This window comes from Streptomyces sp. NPDC031210 (assembly GCF_055570395.1).
The window spans coordinates 66738-78622 of record NZ_JBVIHH010000023.1; the positions used below are offsets into that span (position 1 = coordinate 66738).

The window sequence follows — 11885 nt, forward strand, 5'->3', positions numbered from 1 at the left end:
CGAGCGCGTGGAGAAGAAAGAGGAGCCGACATGACGCAAGCGACCGCGGTCTCGAACCCGAGGCCGGCGCGCTTCCGGTGGTGGGGCCTGGCGGTGATCGGGATCGCCCAGCTCATGGTCATGCTGGACACCACGATCGTGAACATCGCCCTGCCCTGGGCCCAACGGGCGACGGGCATGTCCGACGCGGACCGCCAGTGGGTGATCACCGCCTACACCCTCGCCTTCGGCGGACTGCTGCTCCTGGGCGGCCGGATCGGTGACCTCGTGGGCCGCAAACGGGCGTTCGTCATCGCGGTCGCCGGCTTCACCGTCGCCTCCGCCGCCGGCGGTGCCGCGCCGAACGCCGCGGTGCTGGTCGGCTCCCGCGCCGCGCAGGGCCTCTTCGCCGCACTCCTCATCCCGGCGACACTGGCGATGCTCACCACGACGTTCACCCAACCCCGGGAGCGCGCCAAGGCGTTCGGTGTCTTCAGCTCGGTGGCCGCCGCCGGCGGGGCGCTGGGGCTGCTGTGCGGCGGTGTGATCACCCAGTACCTCAACTGGCGCTGGTGTCTGTACGTCAACGTTCCCATCGGGATCGTGGTGGCCATCGGCGCATGGCTGCTGCTGCCCGGCCTGCCGGCCCAGCGGGGCGCGCGGATCGACATCCCCGGCGCGGTGCTCTCCAGCGGCGGCATGGTCGCGCTGGTCTACGGCTTCAGCGAGGCCGCGGACGAGGGCTGGGGGGCCGGCCGGGTGGTCGGCCTGCTGGTGGCCGCCCTGGTGCTGCTGACCGTCTTCGTCGTGCTGCAGGCCAAGGTGCCAGATCCCCTGCTGCCGCTGCGGGTCCTGACCGAACGCAACCGCGCCGGGGGCTTCCTCACCATCGCGCTGGCCATGGTCGGCATGTTCGGGCTGTTCCTGATCATGACGTACCAACTCCAGGTCGTCATGGACTACTCACCGGCACGGGCCGGGCTGGCGCTGCTCCCGGCGACCCTGGCGACGGTGCTCACCACGACCCAGGTCACCGCCCGGCTCATGCCGCGGGTGCCGGTGCGGCTGCTGGTGGCACCGGGGCTGCTGCTGGCCGCGGCCGGACTGTTCAACCTCGGTCGGCTGACCCCGGAGAGCTCGTACGCCTCCACGCTGCTGCCGACCCAGATCCTGCTCGGCGCCGGGCTGGGCCTGGTGATGACGCCCTGCGTCAACATCGCGACGAACAAGGTGCCGCCCGGCGATGTCGGTGTCGTCTCGGCGTTCGTCAGCACCTCGCAGCAGATCGGCGGCTCGATCGGGACGGCGCTGCTCAACACCATCGCGACGAGTGTGACGGCCACGGCCATGGCCTCGCGGGCGCACGGCACCGCGGCCACCGCGGAGGCGACCGTGCACGGATACGCGGTGGCGAGCCTGTGGGCCGCCGGAATCCTGCTGGTCACAGCGGTTGTCGCGGCCGCCCTGATCAATGTCGACCTGCGGACGCCGGCTCCGGCGCAGGCACCACCCGAGCCCGCCGAGAAGCAGCTCTCCCCGGGTAACTGACCACACCGCACCGAAAACCAGCAGTCGCCGGGTTCCCCCGGCCCAGCGGCTGTCCCCGGCCGCCCCACCGACTCCCTGTGTCCCGGTGGGGCGGCCATCTCTTTGAGCCGAGGAAGTGCCACATGTCAGAGAGTCCGGCCCGGTCACCCCTCCGACAGCTCGACGCCGCGTTCATGCAGGACCCGCATTCCCTCTACCGCGAACTGCACAGCGACGGTCCGGCGCACCAGGTGATCCTTCCCCCCGACCTCCCGGTCTGCGGCGGCCTGCCGGTGTGGGTCGTCACCGGCTACGAAACGGTGCGGGCGGCCCTGACGGACCCCCGGCTGAGCACCGATCTGCGCAGAACCGACCCGCTGTTCGCGCGGAACGCGCCGGACAGCGACAAGCGCGGCGCCTTCTCCGCCTCGCTCGCCACGCACATGCTGCACAGCGACCCCCCGGACCACACCCGGCTGCGCCGGCTGGTCAACGGCGTCTTCACCACCCGCGCCGTCGAACGCCTCCGCCCCGACATCGAACGCCTCACGCACGAGCTGCTGGACGCCCTGCCCGACGGGGAGGTGGTGGATCTGCTGGACGCCTTCGCGTTTCCGCTGCCCATCAGGGTGATCTGCCTGCTGCTCGGGGTCCCGGCCGAGGAAGCGCCGACGTTCAGCTCCTGGTCCAGGGCGCTGGTCTGCGGCGGGACTTCGAAAGCGGCGGCCGCCGCGTCGACCGCGCTGACCCAGTACCTGCGCGGACTCATCGAGCGCAAGCGCCGCGAGCCGTCCGGCGATGTGCTGTCCACGCTGGTGTCGGCGCGCGACGACGAGGACCGGCTGAGCGAGACCGAGCTGCTCTCGATGGTGTTCCTGCTGCTCGTCGCCGGCCATGAGACCACCGTCAACACCCTGGGCAACGGGATGTTCCATCTGATGGCGCACCGCGACCAGTGGGAGAAGCTGCTCGCCGACCGGTCGCTGCTGCCCTTGGCGGTGGAGGAATTCCTGCGTGTGGAGGGCCCGTTGAAGCACGCCACGTTCCGCTGCGCCACGCAGCCCGTGCGCATCGGTGACGTGGACATCCCCGCCGGGGACTTCGTCCTGCTGTCCCTGGCCTCCGCCAACCGCGACCCGCAGCGTTTCGCCCGCCCGCACGACCTCGACATCTCCCGCGCGGCCGGCGGCCATCTGGCGTTCGGGCACGGAATCCACCGCTGCCTGGGGGCGCCGCTGGCCCGGCTGGAGGCACGGATCGCCTTCGACGCCCTGCTCGGACGGTTCCCCGGCATGGAGCCGGCCCTCGCCCCTGGGGAGTTGCGGTGGCGGTCGAGCACGCTCATTCGCGGGCTCCGGTCGCTGCCGGTACGACTGCGCCGCGTGTAACGCGCGGCGGTGGGGGGGGGGGGGGGGGGGGGGGGGGGGGGGGGGGGGGGGGGGGGGGGGGGGGGGGGGGGGGGCCCCCCCCCCCCCCCCCCGGCGCCGTCAGGTGAGCCGTTGTGCCGCCACCAGCGCGCCCAGGACGGCCGCCCGGACGAGGTGGGCGGGAGCGTAGAGCTCCTTGCCGATCCACAGCGGCGGGTGGCGGTCGCCCAGGCCGTGCCGCAGGAGGTAGTCGCGGCCGCGCAGCGCGGCGCGCTCGGCCTCGTGGTCCTCCTCGGTCCGCACCTCGCCGCCGTCCCGCGTGGCGCGGGTGTCCAGGAGGATCCGCACCGCGTACGCGGTCTCCTCCGCGGTGCCGCCCCAGTGCCCCCAGGACCCGTCGTCGTGCTGACCGCGCAGCACCCAGCGGACGGCCCGGTCCACCGTCCCGGCGGACTCCGGCCCGGCATACCGGTGCAGGGCGAGCACGCAGCGGGCGGTGGCGAAGAGCGGTGAGGCGTGCCACTTGTCCGACCAGCTACCGTCCGGCTGCTGCCGCTCCCCCAGCCAGCGGGCGATCCGCGCGACGGCGTCGTGGTAGCGGGCGGCGTCGGCGGGGTTCCGCTCCGCGTAGGCGCCGAGCGCTTCGAGGACGTGGGCGTTGGTGGTGTGGGACGGCTGGTGTTCCGGGATGGTGGACATGAAGTGGCTGCCCGCGTCGTACTGCCACAGATAGTGGGGCTCTTCCGGCGCGTGGAGGTGGGCGAGCGCGGTGAGGACGATGGCGCTGGTCTCCGCCTCGTACGCGAAGCCCGGTGCGGTCGGCGCCCCCGACCGTCCGACCTCGGGCGGCAGCCCCTGCGCGAGGGGCGCGAGCAGGTCGACGGGGGCGCCCGCGGTGGCGAGGTTGCCCAGGATCCAGGCCCGCTCGTAGTAGGTGAGGGAGGTCATGGCGGGTACCGGGCCGCCGAGCCGGGCCTGTGTCGCGGTGAGGAAGCGTACGGACGGGTGGTCGGGGTCGGCGGGCTCGGCGGGTCCCAGCCAGGCCGCGGTCGCCGCGGCCGAGCAGCCCACGGCCCCGTCGACCGGCTCCATTTCGGCCGCGTTGACGGCTTGGGGGCCGACGATCTCCAGGTAGTGGCCGGCCAGCGGGTTGCGCCAGGCGTCGGCCCGCAGTTGGCGCAGGACGGCGTCGGTCATGCCGTGCGGCAGCGGCAGCGGGGGCACGGCGGTCCCGGGTGTGCCGGAAGGCAGCGTGGCCAGACGGTCGTTGATGTCCTCGATCAGCGCCGGAATGATCATGAAGTAGACGACCGTGGGCGGCACGGCCCGCTGCTCGCTCTTGTCGAGCACCGCGGCCGCGGCCGCCAGCCCCCGCTCGGCCGCGGTGACGACGGCTTCCCGTGAGACGGGCAGCGCCGCGCGGCCGTCGTCGGCGAGGAGGACCAGCAGGGCCTGGACCGCGCTGAGGGTGGGCACCAGCGCGTAGCCGTCCGGTCCGCCCCAACTGCCGTCCGGGTTCTGCCGTTCGAGGAGAAACCCGATCCTCGCTGTGTGTCCCGGCAGCCAGGGTGCCAGCGCGGTGAGCCGGGCCGTCTCGTAGACCGAGGGGCCCAGCGCGCCCGTCGTGTCCTGGCGGACAGCGTTCACCAACTGGGTGATCAGCGGGTGGAGGTCCGGTGTGGGGGGCTGGTTCACGGCTGTGTCCCGTCGGTCGGTTCGGTCTCTTCGAAGAGGGTGATGCGGTCCACGAGCAGCGAGGACGGGAGCGCGGACGGGTCCGGCGTGCCCGGCGGGACCGGTCCGCCCGGGCTGTCGATGATGAGGGCCAGGCAGAAGAAGACGGGCTGGTGGAACAGCCACCCCTTGCGCGTGGTGTCCTCGGGGGTGAGCCGCAGGTACTCGCGGCCGTCGAGGGCCCAGGTGATCGAGTCGGGGTCCCGGCGCCAGACGGCCGAGTAGGTGTGGAAGCGGGCGCTCAACGCGCTGCCGTCGCCGGTTGTGGTGGGGGCGCCCATCCCGAGCGAGGGGATCTGGTGGCACTCCGGGGAGTGGACGGCGCCCCAGACGGAGTCGGGTTCGGAGCCGAGCACCTCGAAGACGTCGATCTCGCCCGCGCGGTACCACGCCTGTACCGGGTCCTCGTCGCCGCGGTGGCGCAGTGGGGTGCCCCAGGCCCACAGGGCGCAGTCGAGGCCGCTGCCGGGGGCGGTCCGTACGCGGGCCTCGATGCGCAGCGCACCGCCGGGGCGCGGAACGAAGTCCTCCCGCCGGGTCTCGATCCACGCCGCCCGGTACCGGCCCCCGGTGCCGTCCGTGCCGGCCCCGGCGTCGTATGTCGCGGTCAGGCGCAGATGCCCGTCGCCGTCGAGGGAGACGTGCGCGGGGTCGTCGGTGTGCTCTTCCACTCCGGCGCCGAAGGGGCTGCCGGTGACGACCCGCCAGCGCTCCGGGTCGGGGGGCGCGCCCTGGTCCCCCTCGAAGGTGTCCTGCCATATGACTCGCCATCCGGCCGGTGCCGGGGCGAGCCGGTGCAGGGTGCTCTCGCTCATGGATTCCTTTCCGGGTGCCGGGCCGTGGCCGGCGGCACGGGTGGGCTGGACGGGTCGGCGCGCCGGGCGGGCGCCCCTGGGCGTCACACCGCCGCGGCGAGCGTCCGCAGGCGTCGGGCGACGGCGCCGATGACGTCCTCGGACCGGTCCGCGAGGAAGAAGTGGCCACCGGGGAAGACCTCGATGTCGTAGGCCCCGGTGGTGTGGTGGGACCACGCCCGGGCCTCCTCGACGGTGGTGTGCGGATCGGCGTCGCCGGTGAGCACGGTGACCGGGCAGCTCACCGCCGCGTCCGCCGGGCAGCGGTGGGTTTCGATCGCCTTGTAGTCGGCGCGCAGCGCGGGGAGGATCATTTCGACGATCTCGGGGTCGTCCAGCACCGCGGGGTCCGTGCCGCGCAGCAGCCGCAGCTCGCGGATCAGCGCCGCGTCGCCGCCCTCGCTGACGAGTTCACCGCGGTGGCGGGACGGTGCCCGGCGGCCGGAGACGAACAGCGCGACGGGCGCCGCGACGGCCTCCCGCTCCATGCGCCGGGCCACTTCGAAGGCGACGATCGCGCCCATGCTGTGGCCGAACAGGACGAGCGGTCGGTCGGCCAGGGGCGCGAGCGCCTCGTGGGCGCGGGCGGCCAGGTCCGACAGGTTGTCGATCGCCGGTTCGCCGTACCGCTCCTGACGTCCCGGATACTGCACGGCCACCACGTCCACCTGCGGTGACAGGGCGCGGGAGACGGGGTGGTAGAAGGTGGCCGAGCCCCCGGCGTGCGGGAAGCAGACCAGGGTCAGCGCGCTGTCCGGAGCCGGGTGGTAGCGATGGATCCAGGGGTTGGCGCGGTGGGTCGCGGACGCCGTCGCGGAGGTGGTCATGAAGCGGGCTCCTTCAGATCGTGCATTTCTTCGAGCAGGTACGCGGCGAGGGCCGCCGGTGTGGGGCAGTCGTAGATCAAGGTGGGCGGCAGGTCCACGCCGGTGTCCGCGACGAGCTGGTTGCGCAGTTCGACGGCGGTCATGGAGGCGAAGCCGATGTCCAGGAAGTCCTCGTCGGCACCGACGGCTTGCGGGTCGCGATGGCCGAGCACGGCGGCGGAACGGGCCCGGACCAGTTCCAGCAGCAGCGCCGGCCGCTCCTCCTCGGGCATCTGGTCCAGGCGCCGGCGCAGCTCGTCGGGGGTTGCGGTGAAGGGGCCGGCGAGCCGCCCTGGCGCCGCCGGGTCCGCGCCGTCAGCGTGCGTGGCGGCGCGGGTGGCCAACTCATCCTGCACTTCCGGCAGTTCGCGAAGCAGCGGCCTGACGCGGCCCGCGAGGAGCGCCGGGAGGTGGCGTTCCCAGTTCACGTCCGCCACCACCCACTCGGCGCGGCCCTCGTCAAGGATCCGGTGCAGCGCGCGGACGGCGGCTTCCGGGGGCATCGGCGTGAGTCCCTCGCGTACGTCGGGTGCCTGCGGCCCCGCCGCGTCGTCGGAGGTGCTCGTGGCCCACGGCCCCCAGGCGACGGCGGTCACCGGGAGCCCCAGCTCCCGCTGCCGCCGCGCCCAGGCGTCGAGATGGGCGTCGGCGGCGGCGCGGGCGCCCCAACCCTCGACGCCCCAGGTGCCGGCGAGGGAGGAGCAGACGACGAAGGCGTCCAGGGCGTCGCGGTCGACCAGTTCGGCCAGGTGCTCGGCCCCCTTGACGCCGGCCGACAGGACGTCGGGCAGGAGGTCGGGCGGGGTGGCGCTCAGCGGGGCCGAGGGCGGGGTTCCCGTCGTGTGCACGACCGTACGCACCGGCCGGCCGCTCGCGGCCAGCGAGTCCAGGAGCGCGGACAGCGCCGCCCGGTCGCGGACATCGCAGTGGGCGACCGTGCTGTCGGTCCCCGATGCGATCAGCTCGTCCGCGAGTTGACCGAGGCCGTCGGTGCCCTGCGGCCCGACCAGTACCAGGTGCTCGGCCCCGGCGCGGGCGAGCCAGCGGGCCAGGTGCGGGCCCTCGGCCCCCGTCGCGTCGGTGATCAGTGCCGTACCGCGTGGTGTCCAGGCAGGGGTGGCGCCGGCACGGGGCTGCGGGACCCGTACGAGGCGCCGGGCGTACGCCCCGGACGGCCGGAGCGCCACCTGGTCCTCTCCGCCCGCGCCGGTGAGCACCGTACGCAGCCGGGCCCGTGCCCGCGGATCCAGGCACGCGGGCAGATCGACCAGGCCGCCCCAGCGTTCGGCCGCCTCCAGGGCCGCCACCTGGCCCAGCCCCCAGGTCTGCGCCTGGGCCGGGTCCGCGGGCCGGTCCGAGCGGCCGACCGACACGGCGCCGCGGGTGACCGCCCAGAACGGCGCCCTGGCGCCCGGCACTTCCGGGTCGTCGAGGGTGCGCAGCAGTTCCAGGGTGAGGGCCGGGCCTCGGGCGGTGCCGGGGTGTCCGGGCCGCTCGCCCTCGGCGAGTGCGAGCAGCGAGAGCACTCCGGCGATCGCCCGTCCGCCGGCCGCACGGTGCAGCCGGTCCGCGAGGGAGGCGGCGGCCACCGTGGGCGCGCCGTCCCGGCCGGCCTGTCCCGTGTCGTCGGACGGCCGGCCGCCGTCCGACTCCCCGTCCAGCTCCACCAGCACGACCTCGGCGCCGCCCTCCTCCAGCGCCGCGACCGTGCCCGCCACCGTGTCGCCCGGGCGGTCGGCCGGGGCGACGACCAGCCAGGTGCCGGCCGGGCCCGGCACGGCGGCGGGGTCGGTCAGCGGATGCCAGGCGATGCGGTGGTACCAGTCCGCGCCCGGTTCCGCCGCCGCGCCCGCGCCGGCCCGGTCCGCCACGGCCGACGGCCCGCTGCGGCAGGCGCGCCAGTCGGACAGCAGGGAGAGCACGGCCTTCAGCGAGGGCTCCTCGCGTACGGAGTCGACGTCCAGCACGCCTGCCAGGGCGCCGAGATCGCGGTCCGCCACGGCCTCCCAGAAGCGGTCCTCGGGCGCCCGGTCCGGGCGTACGGCGGCCGTCGAGGGTTCGGGCGCGAGCGGCGCACCGCCCCGGCCGGCCCCGGCGTCCGTACCGGCCGTGCCGGACAGCAGCCAGTAACGCTCCCGCTGGAACGCGTAGGTCGGCAGCCCCACGCGCCGCGCGCCGCTCCCCGCGAAGACGCCGTCCCAGTCCAGCCGTACGCCGCTGACGTGGAGTTCGGCGAGGGCGGTGGCGAGTGCCTGGGCCTCCGGCCGGTCCCGGCGCAGGCTCGGTACGACCACCGCGTCCCCGCTCAGGCTCTCGCGGGCCAGGGCGGCCAGCACCGCGTCCGGTCCGGCCTCGACGAACGTGGTCACCCCCCGCTCGGTCAGCGTGCGCACCTGGTCCGCGAAGCGCACCGCCTCGCGTGCGTGGCGCACCCAGTACTCGGGGTCGCTCAGTTGCCCGCCCGAAGCGGTCTCACCGGTGACGTCCGAGACCAGCGCGATACGCGGGGCGTGGTAGGTCACTTCGCGGGCCACCTGCCGGAATTCTTCCAGCGCCGGGTCCATCAGCGGCGAGTGGAAGGCGTGGCTCACGCGCAGGCGGCGGGTCTTGCGTCCCAGCGCCTCGAAGTGGGCGGCGAGGTCGCCGACGGCGCGTTCCGTACCTGAGACGACCACCGCCGTCGGGCCGTTCACCGCCGCGACGGCCACCTCCCCTTCGCGTCCGGCGAGCAGGGGCAGCACCTCGTGCTCCGCCGCCTGGAGGGACATCATGGCGCCGCCGGCGGGCAGGGCCTGCATCACCCGGCCCCGGGCCGCCACCAGCCGGGCCGCGTCGGCCAGGTCGAACACCCCGGCGACATGTGCCGCCGCCAGCTCTCCGATCGAGTGCCCGGCCACGGAATCCGGCCGCAGTCCCCAGCTCTCCCACAGCCGGAAGAGCGCGACCTCGACGGCGAACAGGGCGGGCTGCGCGTACTGGGTGCGGTCCAGAAGCGCGGCGTCCGGCGACTCGGGTTCCGCGAACACCACCTCGCGCAGCGGCCGTTCCAGATGCGGGTCGAGGTGGGCGCACGCCTGGTCGAAGGCCCGCGCGTAGACGGGGAAGGCCGCGTAGAGCGCCGCGCCCATGCCGGCGCGCTGACTTCCCTGTCCGGAGAAGAGGACCGCGGTCCGGCCGCCGGGCGTCGCGGCGGCGGTCGCCCGGACGGCTCCGGGCCCGGTCTCCCCTTGGGCCAGGGCCGCCAACGCCGCCAGGGCACCGGCCCGGTCCTCGGCGACGACCGCGGCACGGTGCTCGAAGGCGGTACGGGTCGTGGCGAGCGAGAACCCGATGTCCGCCGCCCCGCTCTCCGGCCGCTCCCTCAGGAACTCCCCGAGCAGCGCGGCCTGTTCGCGCAGGGCCTGTGGCGTCCTGCCGGACAGGATCCACGGGAGGACCGCCGGCGGTCCGGCGGGCGCGTCGGGCGCGTCGGGCCCGTCGGGCGCCGTCACCTCCGCGGCCGATTCCGCCGGGGCGGGCTGCTCCAGGATGAGGTGCGCGTTCGTGCCGCTGATTCCGAAGGAGGACACCGCGGCGCGGCGCGGCCGTCCGGTCTCCGGCCACGGGATCCGCTCGGTCAGCAGGGACACCGCGCCCGCCGACCAGTCCACATGCCGGGACGGCCGGTCCACATGCAGCGTCCTGGGCAGAACACCGTGCCGCAGGGCCAGCACCATCTTCATCACACCGCCCACCCCGGCCGCCGCCTGCGTGTGGCCCATGTTGGACTTCAGTGAGCCCAGCCACAGCGGGTGCCCGTCCTCGCGCCCCTGGCCGTAGGTGGCGAGCAGCGCCTGGGCCTCGATCGGGTCGCCGAGTGTGGTCCCGGTGCCGTGCCCTTCGACCGCGTCGACGTCGGACGGTCCGAGCCGGGCGTGTTCGAGGGCCTGCCGGATGACGCGTTGCTGGGAGGGCCCGTTGGGCGCGGTCAGGCCGTTGCTGGCGCCGTCCTGGTTGACGGCGCTGCCGCGCACCACGGCCAGCACCTCGTGGCCGTTGCGCCGGGCGTCCGAGAGCCGCTCCAGCAACACCACGCCGACGCCCTCGCCCCAGCCGGTGCCGTCCGCGCCGTCCGCGAACGCCTTGCAGCGGCCGTCGGCGGCGAGGCCCCGCTGGCGGCTGAAGCCGACGAACGTTCCCGGGGTGGCCATCACGGTCGCGCCGCCGGCCAGTGCGAGGGTGCACTCGCCGGTGCGCAGCGCCTGCGCCGCCAGATGCATCGCCACCAGCGACGACGAACACGCCGTGTCCACCGTTACGGCCGGGCCCTCCAGCCCCAGCGCGTACGACACCCGGCCCGAGGCGATACTTCCCGCACTGCCGTTGCCGAGGAACGCCTCGATGTCCTCGGGTACGTCGTCCAGTCCGCTGCCGTAGTCGTGGTACATCACGCCGGTGAAGACCCCCGTACGGCTGCCCCGCAGCGACCGGGGATCCATCCCCGCCCGCTCCAGAACCTCCCAGGACGTCTCCAGCAGCAGCCGCTGCTGCGGATCCATCGCCAGCGCCTCACGCGGCGAGATCCCGAAGAACGCGGCGTCGAAGTCGCCCGCGTCGTAGAGGAATCCGCCTTCGCAGGAATAGGTCGTGCCGGGGTGGTCCGGGTCCGGGTGGTAGAGGTCCTCGGTGTGCCAGCCGCGGTCGGCGGGGAAGTCGGAGATCACATCGCTGCCGGAGGCGACGAGCTGCCACAGCTCTTCGGGGGTGCGTACGCCGCCCGGATAGCGGCAGGCCATGGAGACGATGACGATCGGGTCGTCGTCGTCCGCGGCTGGTGTGGCGACGGTCGCGGACGCGGAGGCCGGCGCGAGGGCAGTGCCGCCCGCCTTGGTGTCCTCGGCCTTGGTGTCGTCGGCGCCGGTGACTTCACGGGTGAGGTGGCGGGCCAGCGCCTCGGGCGTGGGGTGGTCGAAGACCAGCGTCGCGGGCAGTTGGAGTCCGGTCGCCGCGTTGAGTCGGTTGCGCAGCTCAAGGGCGGTCAGCGAGTCGAAGCCCAGCTCGTTGAAGGCGCGTTCGGCGGGTACCGCTTCCGGCCCGGCATAGCCCAGGATCTCCGCGGTCCGCTCACCGACCAGGCGCAGGACGGCGTCGTCCCGCTCTTCTTCGGGCAGCGCGGCGAGGCGCTGTGCGAGGGACTGCCGCGTGGCGGAATCCGGGGCGTCCGTGGCGGCTCGCCGTAGGGGCGTCGGTAGCACCCCGCGGAGCATGGCCGGTACGTCCCCGGAGCCGGCCTCCGCGCGCAGTGCCGGGATGTCGAACCGGATCGGCACCAGGTGCGTCTCGTCCGTCGCGCAGGCGGCGTCGAACAGCGCCAGGCCGTCTTCCGTCGACAGTCCACGGACACCGGACCGGCTCAGACGGTGCCGATCGGTCTCGGTCAACTCGCCCGTCATACCGCCGGATTCGGCCCACAGGCCCCAGCCGAGGGAGGTGGCGGGCAACCCCTCCGCCCGCCGCCGCTGCGCCAACGCGTCCAAAAACGCATTCGCCGCCGCATAACTCCCCTGCCCCGGACCACC

General features: G+C 74.4%; 6 protein-coding genes. 2 read left to right on the forward strand and 4 right to left on the reverse strand.

Annotated elements, in window-relative coordinates:
* Positions 1 to 30 precede the first annotated feature (30 nt).
* Both ACZ45Z_RS30865 and ACZ45Z_RS30870 read left to right on the forward strand, forming a co-directional pair.
* Entirely contained in the window at positions 31 to 1527 is a 1497-nt protein-coding gene (locus ACZ45Z_RS30865; RefSeq protein ID WP_468369419.1) for an MFS transporter, read from the forward strand.
* A 122-nt stretch (positions 1528 to 1649) separates the two neighbouring features.
* On the forward strand, positions 1650 to 2894 hold the full coding sequence (locus ACZ45Z_RS30870; protein WP_468369422.1) for a cytochrome P450 family protein: 1245 nt from the start codon (positions 1650 to 1652) through the stop codon (positions 2892 to 2894).
* A gap of 99 nt (positions 2895 to 2993) precedes the next feature.
* On the opposite strand, the gene ACZ45Z_RS30875 is transcribed toward ACZ45Z_RS30870, so the two are convergent.
* The 4 genes from ACZ45Z_RS30875 to ACZ45Z_RS30890 form a co-directional block, all read right to left on the reverse strand.
* A complete protein-coding gene (locus tag ACZ45Z_RS30875) occupies positions 2994 to 4568 on the reverse strand; it encodes a prenyltransferase (protein ID WP_468369424.1) in 1575 nt (524 codons plus the stop codon).
* Positions 4565 to 5422, reverse strand: coding sequence for a glycoside hydrolase family 16 protein (locus ACZ45Z_RS30880; RefSeq protein WP_468369426.1), 858 nt, complete (start codon positions 5420 to 5422; stop codon positions 4565 to 4567). Before ACZ45Z_RS30880 ends, ACZ45Z_RS30875 begins: the two co-directional genes overlap by 4 nt.
* A gap of 83 nt (positions 5423 to 5505) precedes the next feature.
* Positions 5506 to 6288: a thioesterase II family protein gene (locus ACZ45Z_RS30885; protein WP_468369428.1), complete on the reverse strand. Its 783-nt coding sequence runs from the start codon at positions 6286 to 6288 to the stop codon at positions 5506 to 5508.
* Positions 6285 to 11885: type I polyketide synthase (locus ACZ45Z_RS30890; RefSeq protein ID WP_468369431.1), on the reverse strand; the 5601-nt coding region annotated here is incomplete at its 5' end. The genes ACZ45Z_RS30890 and ACZ45Z_RS30885, both read right to left, overlap by 4 nt.

Coding starts and splice junctions, on each gene's coding strand:
- ACZ45Z_RS30865 (WP_468369419.1), top strand. CDS start 31: ATGACGCAAGCGACCGCGGTCTCGAACCCGAGGCCGGCGCGCTTCCGG.
- ACZ45Z_RS30870 (WP_468369422.1), top strand. CDS start 1,650: ATGTCAGAGAGTCCGGCCCGGTCACCCCTCCGACAGCTCGACGCCGCG.
- ACZ45Z_RS30880 (WP_468369426.1), bottom strand. CDS start 5,422: ATGAGCGAGAGCACCCTGCACCGGCTCGCCCCGGCACCGGCCGGATGG.
- ACZ45Z_RS30885 (WP_468369428.1), bottom strand. CDS start 6,288: ATGACCACCTCCGCGACGGCGTCCGCGACCCACCGCGCCAACCCCTGG.